The organism is Paraburkholderia sp. FW306-2-2C-D06C (genome assembly GCF_058781505.1).
The window spans coordinates 138924-154279 of record NZ_JBYSWU010000010.1 but is presented as its reverse complement, the minus strand read 5'-3'; the positions used below and the strand labels follow the sequence as shown (position 1 = coordinate 154279).

Annotated in this window: 11 protein-coding genes; 7 read left to right on the top strand and 4 right to left on the bottom strand. The window is 59.4% G+C overall.

Features of this window, described 5'->3' with window-relative positions; genetic code table 11:
* Positions 1 to 6 precede the first annotated feature (6 nt).
* The 4 genes from AC3WLT_RS10425 to AC3WLT_RS10410 form a co-directional block, all read right to left on the bottom strand.
* Positions 7 to 1038: an ABC transporter permease gene (locus tag AC3WLT_RS10425; protein WP_492591801.1), complete on the bottom strand. Its 1032-nt coding sequence runs from the start codon at positions 1036 to 1038 to the stop codon at positions 7 to 9.
* Complete coding sequence (locus AC3WLT_RS10420) at positions 1035 to 2561, bottom strand: sugar ABC transporter ATP-binding protein (protein WP_492591800.1); 1527 nt, start codon at positions 2559 to 2561, stop codon at positions 1035 to 1037. Before AC3WLT_RS10420 ends, AC3WLT_RS10425 begins: the two co-directional genes overlap by 4 nt.
* A gap of 456 nt (positions 2562 to 3017) precedes the next feature.
* Positions 3018 to 3959 carry a sugar phosphate isomerase/epimerase family protein gene (locus AC3WLT_RS10415; RefSeq protein WP_492591799.1) on the bottom strand — a complete coding sequence of 314 codons (942 nt, stop codon included), beginning with the start codon at positions 3957 to 3959 and terminating at the stop codon, positions 3018 to 3020.
* A gap of 52 nt (positions 3960 to 4011) precedes the next feature.
* On the bottom strand, positions 4012 to 5190 hold the full coding sequence (locus AC3WLT_RS10410) for a Gfo/Idh/MocA family protein (RefSeq protein ID WP_492591798.1): 1179 nt from the start codon (positions 5188 to 5190) through the stop codon (positions 4012 to 4014).
* A gap of 218 nt (positions 5191 to 5408) precedes the next feature.
* Here AC3WLT_RS10410 and AC3WLT_RS10405 point away from each other — a divergent pair, with 218 nt between their 5' ends.
* The 7 genes from AC3WLT_RS10405 (at position 5409) to AC3WLT_RS10375 (ending at position 15075) form a co-directional block, all read left to right on the top strand.
* On the top strand, positions 5409 to 6446 hold the full coding sequence (locus AC3WLT_RS10405; RefSeq protein ID WP_492591797.1) for a LacI family DNA-binding transcriptional regulator: 1038 nt from the start codon (positions 5409 to 5411) through the stop codon (positions 6444 to 6446).
* A 463-nt stretch (positions 6447 to 6909) separates the two neighbouring features.
* A complete protein-coding gene (locus tag AC3WLT_RS10400; protein WP_492591796.1) occupies positions 6910 to 8346 on the top strand; it encodes a sugar porter family MFS transporter in 1437 nt (478 codons plus the stop codon).
* Between the two features lie 67 nt (positions 8347 to 8413).
* Positions 8414 to 10351, top strand: a complete 1938-nt coding sequence (iolD, locus tag AC3WLT_RS10395) for a 3D-(3,5/4)-trihydroxycyclohexane-1,2-dione acylhydrolase (decyclizing) (RefSeq protein WP_492591795.1) — start codon at positions 8414 to 8416, stop codon at positions 10349 to 10351.
* 100 nt (positions 10352 to 10451) lie between these two features.
* A complete protein-coding gene (locus AC3WLT_RS10390; protein WP_492591794.1) occupies positions 10452 to 11315 on the top strand; it encodes a sugar phosphate isomerase/epimerase family protein in 864 nt (287 codons plus the stop codon).
* A gap of 144 nt (positions 11316 to 11459) precedes the next feature.
* Positions 11460 to 13382, top strand: a complete 1923-nt coding sequence (locus AC3WLT_RS10385; RefSeq protein WP_492591825.1) for a bifunctional 5-dehydro-2-deoxygluconokinase/5-dehydro-2-deoxyphosphogluconate aldolase — start codon at positions 11460 to 11462, stop codon at positions 13380 to 13382.
* On the top strand, positions 13379 to 14176 hold the full coding sequence (gene iolB / locus AC3WLT_RS10380; RefSeq protein WP_492591793.1) for a 5-deoxy-glucuronate isomerase: 798 nt from the start codon (positions 13379 to 13381) through the stop codon (positions 14174 to 14176). The genes AC3WLT_RS10385 and iolB overlap by 4 nt, the downstream gene beginning before the upstream one ends.
* On the top strand, positions 14158 to 15075 hold the full coding sequence (locus AC3WLT_RS10375; protein ID WP_492591792.1) for a MurR/RpiR family transcriptional regulator: 918 nt from the start codon (positions 14158 to 14160) through the stop codon (positions 15073 to 15075). The genes iolB and AC3WLT_RS10375 overlap by 19 nt, the downstream gene beginning before the upstream one ends.
* Positions 15076 to 15356: the final 281 nt, after the last annotated feature.

The window sequence follows — 15356 nt, the reverse complement described above, 5'->3', positions numbered from 1 at the left end:
ATCAGTTCATTGCCGCCCCTTTTTCCCCTGCATTTTTCTTGTGCCGACGTTTTTTGTCTTCACGTCCAGAATGACCGCAGCGGCGATGATCAGCCCCTTCGCAATCTGTTGCCAGTACGAGCTCACGTTCAGCAGATTCAGAATGTTGTTGATTACGCCGATAATCATTGAGCCGATCATCGTGCCCATGATCGTTCCCGTGCCGCCCATGAGGCTCGTTCCACCGACCACCACCGCTGTGATCGCGTCGAACTCATAGCCGACGCCCCCCGCGGGTTGTCCTGAGTTTATGCGGGACATCAGGACGATCCCCCCAATGGCAGTCAGAATGCCGCTGTACACAAACGCCCTTGTCGTCACCTTTTTCGTGTCGATGCCGGAGGCGAGCGCCGCCTTACTGTTGCCGCCCACTGCATAAACGTAGCGGCCGAACCTGGTCCGGTTCAGCAGGACCCAAGAAACCAGCAGCGCAGCGAGCAGGATCAATACGGAGATCGGTACGGGTCCGATAGCGCCCTGCCCGATCACGCCGAAATTGCCCAGATTGCTGACTGGAATACCCCCTGTGTAGAGCAGCACTGCCCCGCGCGCTACGGTCGTCATCGCCAGAGTCGTGATGAAGGACGGAATGCCAAAGCGGGTCACTACAAAGCCGTTCACGAGACCGACCAGGATGCCAATTGCGACGCCGGCCAGCACGGCCAACGTGATGCTTCCCGTCATTGACATCACGCTCGCGGCGAGCGTGCCTGTCAGCGCGACGACTGCTCCAAGCGAGACATCGATCTGCCCGAGAATAATGATGAAGGTGACGCCGCAAGCAAGCAGGCTGACCACGACGACCTGGCGCAGCACGTTGGTCAAATTCGTCACGGTCAGGAATGCATCACTGACGAGCGATGCAAGCAGGACGATACCGACGAAAATCAGGATGGTTCCGTATTTTCTATAGATGGCGGCGAATCCCATGTTGCGGAACTTCGAGAGCGCACCTTCCTGTGTAGTGAGAGCCTTTTCAGGCATGCTGTTGAACATCATTTACCTCCTGTAGCCAGTTTCATGATCCCTTCCTGGGACGCGTCGAGACGACCGATTTCGCCGGTCACTTCTCCCTCGCGCATCACGATCACGCGATCGCTCATACCCAATATCTCCGGTAGCTCGGACGAAATCATGATGATGGCGAGACCCTGTTGTGCGAGTTGCGACATGAGCTTGTGAATTTCCGACTTGGATCCCACGTCGATGCCGCGGGTCGGTTCGTCGAGAATCAGCACCTTCAGATCGCCAAGAAGCCACTTCGCAATGACGATCTTTTGCTGGTTGCCACCGCTGAGATTGCCTGACGTCGTCTGGAGGTCCTTCGTCTTGATTTTCAACATCTCCTTCATCTGCAGCGCGGCGACGCGTTCGCGCTTGACGTCGAGAAAAATGCCCGAAGTGAACTTCTCGAGGTTGGCGAGCGCAATGTTTTCCTGAACGGACCGGCAGAGCACGAGTCCCTCGCTCTTGCGATCCTCGGACACCATTGCAATGCCGCGTTTGATCGCGCTCGCGCTGTCCTTCAAGCGCAGTGAAACCCCTTCCAGAACGATGCTCCCTTCGTCGAGCCGATCAAGTCCGAAGATGGCTCGTGCCACCTCAGTACGGCCGGCACCAATCAGGCCAGCAAGACCGAGTATCTCGCCGCGCCTGACCTTGAAACTGACGTTGTTGAACACGCCATAGCGCGTGGCATTTTTGACCTCCAGAACCGTTTCGCCAATTTGCGCTTCACCTTTGGGGAAGATGCTCGAAATCGTCCTGCCCACCATCAGCGAAATCAGTTTGCCTTCGTCGTAGGCGCTGGCCGGCCCAGCATCCACGTATTGCCCGTCCCGAATGATGGTGATGTCATCGGCGATCTGGAAGATCTCGTCCATCTTGTGCGTGATATAGATGATCGCCACGCCGCGTGTTTTCAGGTCCTGAATCTGCCTGAAAAGCATGGCGACCTCGGTATCGCTGATGGCGGAGGTCGGTTCATCCATGATGATGAGCGAGGCACCGCGGGAAATCGCCTTCGTGATCTCGATGAGCTGCATGCCGGCAATACTCAATTCCCGCATTTTCTGACGCGCGTCGTATTTCAGGCCGAGCGTGTCAAACAGCATCCGGGTGTCTTCATACATACGTCGGAAATCCACGAAACTGCCGAGGCAAGACAGCACACCGGGTGCCTCGATTACAGGCTCGCGGCCGAGGAAAATGTTCTCAGCCAGAGTCATGTCCAGCACGGGACTGAGTTCCTGGTGGATCATGGAAATACCGATCTCCAATGCCGACCTGGTATCCTGGTGCTTCAACCTCTCGCCCTTGAAATAGATCTCGCCAGCGTCGATGCTGTGCTCGCCGCTCAGGATCTTCATCAGCGTGGACTTGCCAGCGCCGTTCTCACCGACCAGTACGTGTACCGTGCCCTCGCGCACCTTCAGACTGACCTTGTCGAGAGCCAGGACGCCTGGAAATGCCTTGGTGACATTGCGCATTTCCAGAACATAGTTGCCTTGCATTGAAACCATAAACCAACTCCTTTCATGACAAGCCGAAACACGTCATGCGCGAGCACTCATCGTGTCGGCCCGCGGATCGCACCGGTGCTTGACAGATCGCTGGATTCCCAGCGGACGCATCGTGATGATGCGAACCGTCCGGATCCTGACTTGCAGCGTCAGGATGCTGATACTAGGAGGATGGGCGTGAAGCTGCGCTGGGTCGCGACAATGAGCAAAGCCGATAGCGCTGTTGTCGCTGCACCGAGGAATGGGGAGTCGTGCCGGATGCCACACGAACGCAGTTGATTTGCTCCAAGCAATTCATCGAATGTCTCCATTGATCTTTTATAGTTCTTCGTACGTGGGCGACTGCGTCGCCGGAACAGGTGCCTACCCATTGCCGGCGGTGCAGCCTCGCTACCATTTGCCGCGAGATACTTCAACTTCAACTCGTCACGTTTGACCAGTCGGCAGAGCGCTCCGTCACTGACTGATGCTCTGTTTCAAAGCATTGATCGAAGTCCTGATGCCAGCGTCAACAGGCATCGTCAGATCTTCCATTTCGAGCGAAACCCAGTCGTTGTAGCCCATCATCCGGACCACGGAGAAGAACTCCTTCCACCACTGGAGATCCTGGCCACATCCCACTGCTACGTAGTTCCAGGCGCGGTTGGCGACGTCCTCGACTGGCTTGGTTTCCAGCAGGCCGTTGACGTTGACCAGTCCACGTTCCAGACGAACGTCCTTGCCATGCACGTGATGAATCGCTTCGCCCAGCGCACGTGCTGAGGCGATCGGATCGGCACCCATCCAGATGAGATGGCTAGGATCCAGGTTCAAGCCGACCATGGGACCCACCGCATCGCGTAGCCGGAAGAGGGTTTCCGGATTCCACACCAGCATCGAACTGAAGTTTTCCAGGGCGAACTTCTCAACCCCGCACTCCTTGGCCTTGGCGACGAGCTGCCGCCAGTACGGGATCGCGACTTCGTTCCACTGATAGTCGAGGCAGTCCTTCAAGGTTGCCGGCCAGCTGACTGTGTACGTAATCCAGTTAGGGATCCGATCTTCAGGGCTTGCCGGCGGCAGACCGCTCATCATCACAATCTTCTTCACGCCGAGCAGGCCAGCCAACTGGATAGTCTTGTCCGTGTCGGCCTTGTGTTTTGCCCCCAACTGACCTGGATCCAGCGGGTTTCCCGAGACATTGAGTGCTGCGATCTCCATGCCGCGGCTCTCGAGCGCGGCCCTTAAGGCCTGACGTTTGCCCGCGTCAGCCAGAAGCTCGTCGGCTCGCAGGTGCGGTGCGGATGACCAGCCACCGGCGGTCATCTCAACACCGAAAACACCCATCTCACATAGTTTGTCCAGCATTTGCTCAAAGGGCAGATTGCCCAGGCTGTCAGTGAAGAATGAAAGTTTCATTTCTGTTTCCGGTCTCGATTGAATTTTCGCGAATTCGCGGGGTGTTGGCTTGTTACTCGAACGGGACCCAGGTCGCGCCGTTGTTGGCAGACCTCACGCAGTTTTCCAACCAGCGCACGCCCTCGAGGCCGGCATCAATGTCCGGATAAACCAGATTGGCGAGCGTCCTTTCGTCATTCCGGTTCTTCGCATCGATGGCAATCGCAAACTTGAGATAAATGTTCGCCCAGGATTCGGTCAGGCCTTCGGTGTGCAGGGCACCGAGACGCTCGTCTGCGTTGCAACTGTCGTCCAGATATGGCATGCCGCGATGCAGCGTCTGACTCGGCTGCCCCTGGACCTCATAACGCAACTCGCTGGGATTGGAGTCCGACCACACGAGGCTGGCCTTCGAACCGACGATGCGGATGCGCTGGCTGTCCATGCAGCCGGCATTGACCGATGAGGCCCACATTCTGCCGACTGCACCATTCTCGTAACGCATCAGGACAAAAGCGTTGTCCTCCAGCGGCGCGCGAGAGGGAATGAAGCTCTGGCGGTCGCACATCAATTCCTTGATCTTCATGTGCGGCATGATCAACTGGGACATGTAGTACGTATGGGTCGAAAGATCCCCAAGTACAAAAGTCGGCCCAGCTACCTTGGGGTCGACGCGCCATTTCTGCGCATCGCTGATTTTGTCGCCATCGTCAGTTGCGTTGAAACCATGGGTATATTGCAGATCCACCATCCGCACCTGACCGATCTCGCCGTTGGCAACCATGGCGCGCATCTGCAGCAGGAGCGGATGCCCCGAAAAGCCATAAGTGACGCCGACAATCCGGTTCTTTTCTTTGGCCAGCGCCTTGATTTCGCGTACTTCCTGCGTCGTGAAAAAGAGCGGCTTCTCGCAGATCACATGGAGACCCGCGTTCAGGGCTGCCCGAGTGATCTCAAAGTGTGTCCCATTGGGTGTCGCGATCGAGACAACCTCGATGCCGTCCTTGCGCTTCGCCTCTTCCTGGAACAGGGCGTCGTAGTTAGCGTAACAGCGCTGGGGATCAACACCGAGATTGGTGCCGAAGTCGCGGCCCCGCTCAGCATCGATATCGAAAGCGGCGGCGACCAGCTGAAACGCCGTGTTGTCCCGCAACGCGCCGCAGCGGTGCTTGTAGCCGACCTGGCCGAGACGGCCGCCGCCGACCATGGCCCAGCGCAATGGGCGCGCAATCTTTCTTTCACCGTTCAACAAGATTCAACCCTTCCTATTGTTCAGCCGTTGTCGTCGGAGACGTCAGTCCCATCAGACGATCACGGATGTCATTAATGTCGTGCAACCGGGTGCAAACCGGTGCAAAAAAGAGCCCAGCTCGAACTGGACTTGCAACCGGGTGCAAAGTTGCACTTAAAAAATGGCGTCTATGCACCCGGTTGCAAATAACAGTAGACTCCTGAACAGATGAAGTCAACATGGGAAATCCCGACATGGCAAAAAAAATAGCTGGGAGCGGCCAGCGCAAAGTTACTGCGAGCGATGTTGCTCGACGAATCGGTGTGTCCAAATGGACGGTGTCCCGGGCTTTCACAGAGGGTGCATCGATATCGCCCGATGCCCGTGAGCGCGTGCTTCAGGTAGCGGCGGAACTGGGCTACCGGCCGAATCTTCTCGCGCGTAGTCTGACAAAGCGGCGAACCGGAATTGTTGGCCTCGTGGTCGACGAGCTCGCGAACCCGAACCTGTTCCCGGTGCTCGACGAGGTAACCAGTCAATTGCAGCGCAAAGGCTATATGTCCTTGTTGCTCAACATCAGCTCAGAGCACAGTCATGGTCCGACGCTCTCATTGGCTGACCAGTTCCAGGTGGACGGTCTGATCTTTCTTGGCACGATCCTGACCGACGAACTGGTACGACTGGCGCAGGATATCCGCAACATCCCTCTGATCGTGCTTTATCGCAACAGCGACACGCCGAACATCCAGGTCGTGACAACCGACGGCTATCGGGCCGGCGGCGAAATAGCGACGCTTCTAGTCGAGCAGGGTTTTCAGCGGATTGGCTACATGGCGGGGCCGCCCTCGCAATCGACCCAGGTAAGGCGACTGGACGGATTCGCTGATGCTCTGGCTGCGCGGGGGTTAAAGGTCGAAACTATTCTTGAAGCCGGGCATTACGCGCGCGATCGCGGATTTCAGACGCTTACCCGCTATCTCGATGAGACGTCTTCCGACACCCGGATCGAGGCACTGTTTTGCGAGAACGATATTCTGGCGATAGGCGCACTGGATGCGTTGCGCGCACGGGACGAGGCAGTCCCCATGGCCATCGTCGGGTTTGACGATATCGAGTTGGCGGCGTCCCCCTGCTACGGGCTGACAAGCTATCGCCAACCGATGGAACTGCTGATCACCGAAGCTATCCGCCGTCTCACTATCGAGGGCGAACGCGAGCCCAATTTCCTCGCACCAGGTAGTCTGGTGAGACGATCGTCACACCTCAGGGAACGATAAGCACAGGGTCCACATGCCGGCATTCTCCTGAGAAGCATGCACACGACTCGCCCGCTCAGGTTCGCGGGTTGCCGGTAATGCTTCTCGGCAGACTTCCCAGGTTGACACGTCTCAGCCGGCGGTCTACTGTATTGCAACCGGGTGCACAGAAACCCGGTTTTTTTGACCCAGTTTTGCACCCGGTTGCAAAACTGGGCATAAACCTAACAGGATCGGACGCGGGCCATGGATTACGCCTCAACTTCCTATCGGAACGCAATGCACGGGCGGCGGCCTGTTTATTGTCGGTTTGAGGCCGCACGCGCAAGCACCCGAACGGCCTCGTGGGGCGCACTTTTCATCCGCAGGCACGCCTCGATATTCCGCAATGCAATCTGATGAGCTGTACTGAATCAAGCAAACGATCCTGATACAAAGTCCCCGAAAGAAAGGGCTGGGTCGTTCATAAAAGGAGGAGTCAACGATGCACAACGCTTACGAGACGCACGTCGTCCGCAATACGGCCGTCCCGGTTGGATCGGACAGCGGTGAACGGGCCACACGATACATCAGGCTCATCACGGTCATTTCAACCTTTGGCGGGCTGCTTTTTGGGTACGACACCGGTGTGATCAACGGTGCATTGACTTATATGAAGCAGGACCTCGGGCTGACCCCCGTCACAGAAGGGATGGTCACGAGCTTCCTGCTGCTTGGGGCTGCAATCGGCGCAGTGGCCGGCGGACGCTTGTCCGATCGTAACGGCAGGCGAAAAAACATCATGTTGCTCGCCCTGCTGTTCCTGATTGGCGCACTGGCATGCACGCTGGCACCCAACGTTCCTGTGATGGTGGCGTCGCGGTTCGTACTGGGTCTTGCAGTAGGTGGCGCGTCCGTATCGGTACCTACCTATCTTGCGGAGATAGCACCGTCCGATCGGCGTGGTCAGATCGTCACGCAAAACGAGCTGATGATCGTCTGCGGCCAGATGCTGGCGTTTGTTTTCAATGCGGTCATCGGGAATGCATGGGGCGCGGAGCACGGCGTCTGGCGGTGGATGCTGGCGCTTGCCACGCTGCCTGCGGTCGTGCTGTGGCTGGGCATGCTCGCAATGCCCGAAACACCCCGCTGGCTTGCGATGAAGGGACGCTTCGGCGACGCGCTGCGCGTCCTCAAGCAGGTGCGAGACGAACGTTTTGCGGCTGCAGAACTCGCCGACATCCGACTGATAAGTGAACAGGATGCCCGTACGACGCGCGGCGGCTGGTCCGATCTCTCTACTCCGTGGATGCGCCGCGTGTTCCTGATCGGCGTCGGCGTCGCAGTAGTGCAACAGGCAACCGGCGTGAACTCAATTATGTACTACGGCACCCAGATTCTGACCACGTCGGGATTCGGAAAGGAGACGGCCTTGTTCGCCAATATCGCGAACGGCGTGATATCAGTGGCTGCGGTGTTTTTCGGCATCTTTCTGCTCGGCAAGGTCGGCCGCAGACCCATGTTCCTCACCGGCTTGACGGGAACGACAGCATCGTTGCTGCTCATCGGCCTTTTTTCGGAACTGCTGCCGGTATCGGAAATGCGCGCATATCTGATCCTGTCGTCGATGGTGATGTTTCTTGGCTTCATGCAAGGGTTCATCGCGCCGGTGAGCTGGGTCATGCTCTCCGAAGTGTTTCCGCTCAGAATTCGGGGATTTGCGACAGGCTTCTCCGGCTTCGCGTTGTGGATGGTCAACTTCACTATCAGCCTGCTTTTCCCGTCACTAGTCGAATACGCTGGAATTTCCACGACGTTCTTTATCTTCTTCGCGCTTGGCCTGCTTTCACTCACGTTCGTGAATCGTTACTTGCCCGAAACGAAAGGGCGAAGCCTGGAAGCCATAGAGGCCGATTTCCGCCGGAAATACGCGAACACCTGATAGTCATCGCGCGAGGTACGAGCCTCGATTGGCCGACTGGCATTCTCTTCAACATCTGGATAAATTCATGGGTCACATCAGACTGACAATGGCGCAGGCGCTCGTCCGGTTTCTCGACAATCAGTATGTCGAGTTCGACGGTGTGCAGACGAAGTTCGTCAAGGGCGTGTTCACGATCTTCGGACACGGCAACGTGCTGGGTCTCGGGCAGGCGCTGGAACAGGATCCCGGCGAGTTGCTCGTGCATCAGGGCCGAAACGAACAGGGTATGGCGCACGCGGCAATCGGCTTCGCGAAGCAGAACCGTCGCAGGCAGATCTACGCCTGCACGTCATCGGTCGGACCTGGCTCGGCGAATATGGTGACCGCTGCGGCGACGGCCACGGCAAACCGCATCCCCGTGCTGTTCCTGCCAGGCGATGTACATGCAAGCCGTCAACCGGATCCGGTCCTGCAGCAGATCGAACAGGCGCACGACCTGACGATCAGCACGAACGATGCCTTCCGGCCAGTGAGTAAATATTGGGACCGCATTGTGCGGCCGGAACAATTGATGAGCGCGTGCATCAGTGCGATGCGTGTGCTGACCGATCCGGCCGACACGGGCGCGGTGACGCTCGCCTTGCCTCAGGACGTCCAGGCGCAGGCCTATGACTATCCCGACTATTTCTTCGCGAAACGGGTGCATTGTGTCGACCGGCGGCCGCCGGCCGCCAATGCGATCGCCCGGGCGGCTGCCTTGATCACGCGCAAGTCGAGGCCGTTGCTGATATGCGGCGGCGGGGTGAAATACTCCGACGCTGCAGCGGCGCTGAAGCAGTTTGCCGAGCAGTTCAACATTCCGTTCGCGGAGACACAGGCGGGCAAGGGGGTGATCACATGGGACCATTCGCTGAATCTTGGCGGTATCGGCGAAACGGGTTCGCTGGCTGCCAACACGATTGCTCCCGCAGCCGATCTCGTTATCGGCATCGGCACGCGGTATACCGACTTCACGACGTCGTCCAAGTGGCTGTTCCAGAATCCCGACGTTGAGTTCATCAATATCAATGTCAGCACGTTCGATGCCGGCAAGCTCGATGCAGTACCGATCGTCGCGGACGCAAGGGCTGCGCTGGAGCAACTGGGTGATGAACTGAAACGCATCGGCTTCAAGTCCGCCTGGACGAGCGAGGTGGAGATCGCGCGCGCCCGGTTGCACACGGAGGTGAGCCGCGTCTATGGCGTGGCGTACTCGCCGGACGACTTCGTCCCGGAGATCGATGACCGTCTGGACCGGGGCGTTCTCGACGAATTCATCCGCGTAACCGGCTCGTCCCTGACGCAAAGCCAAGTGCTCGGCTTCCTCAATTCGGCGCTAGCGGATGACGACGTGATCGTCGCGGCCGCAGGCAGTCTGCCCGGTGATCTGCAGCGCGTGTGGCGCGCAAAGGGCGTGGACAACTACCACGTCGAATACGGCTATTCATGCATGGGTTACGAAGTCAACGCGGCGCTGGGCGTGAAGCTCGCCCAGCCGGAGAAGGAAGTGTTTGCATTCGTCGGCGACGGCTCGTACATGATGCTGCACTCCGAGCTGGTGACGTCGATCCAGGAGCGCAAGAAGATCAACGTCGTGCTGTTCGACAACATGACGTTCGGTTGTATCAACAACCTGCAGATGGAACACGGCATGGGCAGCTTCGGCACCGAATTCAGATACCGTGACGATGCAACGGGCCGGCTCGCAGGCAGGTTCGTGCCGGTCGACTTCGCCGCGAACGCCGCGGCCTATGGTTGCAAGACATACACGGTCACGTCGATGGACGCGTTGCGCACAGCGCTCGACGATGCGAGAAAGCAGAGCGTCTCCACGCTCATCGACATCAAGGTCCTGCCGAAGACGATGGTTCACAAGTACGCGTCGTGGTGGCACGTGGGCGTGCCAGAAGTATCGGACAACCCGCGCGTCGACGAGGCCTCGAAACTGATGAAGCAGGCACTGTCCCACGCAAGGCGTTATTGAACGCTCCAGTACATCCAATAGATGGTACCCGCGCCGTCGCCGCTGCGCGAAGGCGGGCCCGACATCACGCACTTTAACGAAAACCTTATCAGGAGCAGACATGCGAATCGCCCTTGACCCCTACATGTATCGCCATCTTCCAATTCCGAAAATGGTCGAGAAGGTTGCCGAACTCGGTTACGAGTACATCGAACTGTCGCCGCGGGAAGACTTCCTGCCGTTCTACAAGTATCCGCGCGTCGACAAGGCTCGTGTGCACGAGTTCAAACAGGCACTGCGCGACAACGGCGTGAAGCTTTCGTCGTTGCTGCCGCTCTATCACTGGTCGCATCCCGACGAAGCGATGCGCGAAGCGGCCGTACGCAACTGGAAGCGCGCGATCGAGGTCGCCGTGGAGATGGAGTGCGATCTGATGAACACCGAGTTCAGCGGCCAGTCCGACAATGCGCTGGTGTGCGAGAACCAGTTCATGCGCTCGATGGAAGAACTGCTGCCGGTGTTCGAACGCGAGGGCATCAAGCTGGACATCCAGGCGCACCCGTACGACTTCTGCGAACGCAATAACGAGTCGGTAGACATCATCCGCGGCCTCGACAAGCCGTGGCTCAACTATCTATATGCGGTGCCACATACGTTCTTCTATGACGACGGCAAGGGCGATATCGCCGCGATGCTCGACTATGCGAAGCCCAAGCTGACCCACCTGATCATCGCCGATACGTACAACCACCGGGCATCCTCGAATCTTCGCTATATCGTGAACCCGCCTGGTGTGACGGCGACCGTGCATCAGCATCTCGATATCGGGCAAGGCGAAATCGACTGGGACACGTTCTTCAAATCGGTACGCGATATCGGCTTCGACGGTATCGCCACGGTCGCCGTATTCGCGTGGGAAGACCGGGCGGACGAGTCGAGCCGGATGATGCTCGAAGCCGTGAAAGAAGGGCTGTGCCTCACCTGACCTCCACGCGCGAAAAATACGCCCCGGCGGACTACGATCGCCGCCCGCCGGACGGACAGGAACCATGGAGACGAAGAGATGTTCATCAATCGATGAACGTCTTCAAACAACACAGGAATACATATCGTGCAAAAACTGAGAACCATGACCGAGCGCAAGTTCGATCTGATTTGCCTGGGTCGGCTCGCAGTCGACCTTTACGCGCAGCAGATCGGCGCACGCCTCGAAGACGTCACGAGCTTCGCCCGCTATCTGGGTGGGTCGTCGGCGAACATTGCTTTCGGTTGTGCCCGGCTGGGACTGAAATCCGCGATGCTCGCGCGGGTCGGCAACGATCACATGGGACGGTTTCTCGTCGATGCGCTCGAGCGTGAAGGATGCGACGTAAGCCACGTCAAGACCGATCTGCAACGGCTGACCGCGCTAGTGCTACTCGGACTGAAAGACCGCGATACATTTCCGCTGGTGTTCCACCGCGAGAATTGCGCGGACATGGCAATCGACGAAACGGATTTCGACGAATCGTTTATCGCATCCAGCCGGGCACTGCTGATCACCGGCACCCATTTCTCGACCGAGCAGGTACATCGCGCCAGCACGAAGGCGCTGGAGCATGCACGGCGTAACGACGTGCGCACCGTGCTCGATATCGACTACCGCCCGGTGCTGTGGGGCCTCACCGGCAAGGCTGACGGCGAGACCCGCTTCATCGCCGACGGCAGCGTCAGCGCTCACCTGCGCGGGATCTTGCCGCTGTTCGACCTCATCGTCGGAACCGAAGAAGAGTTTCGCATCGCAGGCGGCCGCGACGATCTGGCCGATGCGTTGCGATCCGTGCGCGACGTGACGTCCGCCACGCTTGTCGTCAAACGCGGGCCGCTCGGCTGTACCGTCATTGACGGTCCTATCCCGGACAGTCTCGATGGCGATCGTCACTATCGCGGCGTGCAGGTCGAGGTTCTCAATGTGCTGGGCGCGGGCGATGCGTTTATTTCCGGCTTTCTCAAAGGCTGGCTGACGGGCGCCGACTATGCAACCTGCTGCGCCTATGCAAACGCCTGTGGCGCGCTGGTCGTATCGAGGCACGCATGTGCGCCTGCGATGCCTACGCCCGCGGAACTCGATTATTTCCTCGCCAACGCGTCGCGCATGCAGCGCCCGGATCGCGACACCACCCTCGCCCGCCTGCATCGCGTAAGCACGCCGCGCCCGCAATGGGACGAAGTGCTCGGCTTTGCATTCGATCATCGCGACCAGTTCTTCGCGCTCGCGCAGCAGGCCGGCGCGGACGAAGACCGCATTGCGACACTCAAGCAACTGTTCGTCAAGGCGGTAGCGGAAACGGAAGAGCACGCGGACTACAAGGGGAAAATGGCCGTGCTGATCGACGACCGCTACGGCCAGGATGCGCTGAATGCCGCAACCGGGCGCGGCTGGTGGATCGGCCGCCCCGTCGAATTGCCGGGCTCGAACCCGCTCCAGTTCGAGCATGGCCGCTCGATCGGTACGGCGCTCGTCGCATGGCCGCGCGAACATATCGTCAAGTGTCTCGTGCAATATCACCCGGACGACGAGCCCGCCCATCGCATCGAACAGGAAAACCAGTTGCGCGCGCTGTACGACGCGGTTCAGGCGAGCGGCCACGAGCTGCTGCTCGAAGTCATTCCGCCGAAGGACCGTCCACAGACGCCTGATCTCATTCCCCGCGCACTCGACCGGCTGTATGACCTCGGCATCTATCCGGAATGGTGGAAGCTGGAAGCGATGAGCGCCAGCACGTGGCGTGAGGTCGACGCGTTGATCGAAAGGCGCGACCCGTATTGCCGTGGCGTGGTGCTGCTCGGCCTGAGCGCACCGATCGAGAAGCTGGCGGAAGGATTCGCCGCCGCAGGCGCCAGCAGGACCTGCCGCGGGTTCACCGTGGGGCGGACCATTTTTCATGAGCCGAGCCGTGCGTGGTTCGCCGGCGAGATCGACGATCGCGCACTCATCGACCAGGTGCGCAGCAGCTTCGAGACGCTGATCCGTATCTGGCGGCAAGCGCGCCAGCAAAAGGAGGCCGCATGACGAACCTGCTCGTCAAGGGACAATCCACCGGGCCCGACATCGCCACCGTGACGCCCGAGTCCGCCGGCTGGCGCTATGTGGGTTTCGCCGCGAAACGCCTTGGCCGCGGCGAACGGCTCACGTTCGACACGGGCGGGACCGAACTATGTCTCGTCGTATTGACCGGCGTCGTGACGGTATCGACACCATCGCAAACGTGGCGCGAGATCGGCGAGCGGCGCAGCGTATTCGAAGAACGCTCGCCGTATGCCGTCTACGCGCCGCCTCGTACTACCGTATCGATCGAAGCATGCGACGACGCCGAAGTGGCGCTGGCCACCGCCCCGGCGAGCGGCCAATATGAAGCGAGGCTGATCGAACCGTCGACGATTGCTCGCTCGGTGCGTGGCACTGGAACCAACACACGCTATGTGTGCGACATCCTTCCGCAAACCGAGCCGGCGGAGTCGCTTCTCGTCGTCGAAGTCCTGACGCCGGCCGGGCATGCATCGAGCTATCCGCCGCATAAACACGACGTCGACGACGCGCCCGTCGAGAGCATGCTCGAAGAGACTTACTACCACCGTCTCGATCCGCCGCAAGGGTTCGCGTTCCAGCGCGTCTATACGGATTCACGTGATATCGACGTTTCTCATGCGGTCGAAAATCACGACGTCGTAATGGTACCGCGCGGCTATCACCCGGTCGTCGTGCCGCACGGCTACAACAGCTACTACCTGAATGTGATGGCCGGTCCGAAGCGCGTATGGCACTTCAAGAACGATCCGGCGCACGAATGGATGCTGTCACGGTAGTCGAAACCACACGCGCGCGACGCGAGGCTGCCGGTATGCCATCGGCCATGCGCACGGACGTCCGGCGGCAGGACGAAGATCGCATCGACAGCGATCATTCAACCGGCGACGCGCCGGCCGTCGTCACTCGCGACATGCTGCTGCAGCGTATCGCCGCCGCATATCCGACTCTGTCGCACCAGTTGCAGCGGATTGCCCGCGACGTCGAGCGCCATGCTTCAACGCTCGCGTTCGACCGCGTACAGGACATCGCGACGCGGTGTGCGGTCCAGCCCTCAGCGGTGATCCGGTTTGCAGGGCAATTGGGCTTCAGCGGGTTTCGCGAACTGCGCGGGGTGTTTCGCGCACATGCGGGAGCCCGCACCTCAAACCCACCCGCGCGACAGGATCATTCGGACGGTACGTGCAAAGCACTGCTCGCCGAACGTATCGAGCACACGCGCGCGGCCTGGCTCACGTGGCAGGCAGACATCGACTACGACGCGTTGGCGCGTGCCGGACGACGGCTCGCCGAGGCCCGCAGCGTGCGCATCGCGTGTACGCCACGAGGGTACGCGGCGGCATGCTACTGCCTTCTCGCATTGCTTGAGACCGGCAAGCCGGCGGAGCTAACCACGTCCATGTGGCCTACACCGCTATTCGGACATGGGGACACTGCGCACGACGAGGCGTGGCTCCTGGTCGATCTCCAGGCCGACAGTTCCTTCTTGCAGCGTGTTGCGAACAAGGCCGTCCGAACGGGAACGTCCCTCGTCCTCATCACGGACGATGCGACGTATCCGTTGGCTCTCGGCGCATGCGACGTGCTAACCGTTGCGCCGGCCGGCGGGCTCGACTTCGATTCGGCGGCCAGCACGATGACGCTGTGCGCGGCGATGCTGAATGCGCTCGCGCCTTGACGCGTACCCTTGCCGACGGCGCCGAACTCCATGAGGGGCGCCTCGATACCGGCCGCCCCAAGCCTCAATAACCGCTGTTATAGATGCCGCCGAGATCGCCCTGCACTGACCGGCACATCCTGCGGTGCAACAGGGAAAACCCCTGGGTGACGAGGTCTTACCCTCTTGAACAGTCCAGTCACGGTCTTAGCTATCAGATCAAAAGATCATTACCCTTGGGATAACGGACTCGCCCCGAACGTGATTGAACCGATACCCCTCGCTCCATAGACTCATCTCAT

Coding starts and splice junctions, on each gene's coding strand:
- AC3WLT_RS10425 (WP_492591801.1), bottom strand. CDS start 1,038: ATGATGTTCAACAGCATGCCTGAAAAGGCTCTCACTACACAGGAAGGT.
- AC3WLT_RS10420 (WP_492591800.1), bottom strand. CDS start 2,561: ATGGTTTCAATGCAAGGCAACTATGTTCTGGAAATGCGCAATGTCACC.
- iolD (WP_492591795.1), top strand. CDS start 8,414: ATGGGTCACATCAGACTGACAATGGCGCAGGCGCTCGTCCGGTTTCTC.
- AC3WLT_RS10375 (WP_492591792.1), top strand. CDS start 14,158: ATGGATGCTGTCACGGTAGTCGAAACCACACGCGCGCGACGCGAGGCT.
- AC3WLT_RS10400 (WP_492591796.1), top strand. CDS start 6,910: ATGCACAACGCTTACGAGACGCACGTCGTCCGCAATACGGCCGTCCCG.
- AC3WLT_RS10415 (WP_492591799.1), bottom strand. CDS start 3,959: ATGAAACTTTCATTCTTCACTGACAGCCTGGGCAATCTGCCCTTTGAG.
- AC3WLT_RS10390 (WP_492591794.1), top strand. CDS start 10,452: ATGCGAATCGCCCTTGACCCCTACATGTATCGCCATCTTCCAATTCCG.
- iolB (WP_492591793.1), top strand. CDS start 13,379: ATGACGAACCTGCTCGTCAAGGGACAATCCACCGGGCCCGACATCGCC.
- AC3WLT_RS10405 (WP_492591797.1), top strand. CDS start 5,409: ATGGGAAATCCCGACATGGCAAAAAAAATAGCTGGGAGCGGCCAGCGC.
- AC3WLT_RS10385 (WP_492591825.1), top strand. CDS start 11,460: ATGACCGAGCGCAAGTTCGATCTGATTTGCCTGGGTCGGCTCGCAGTC.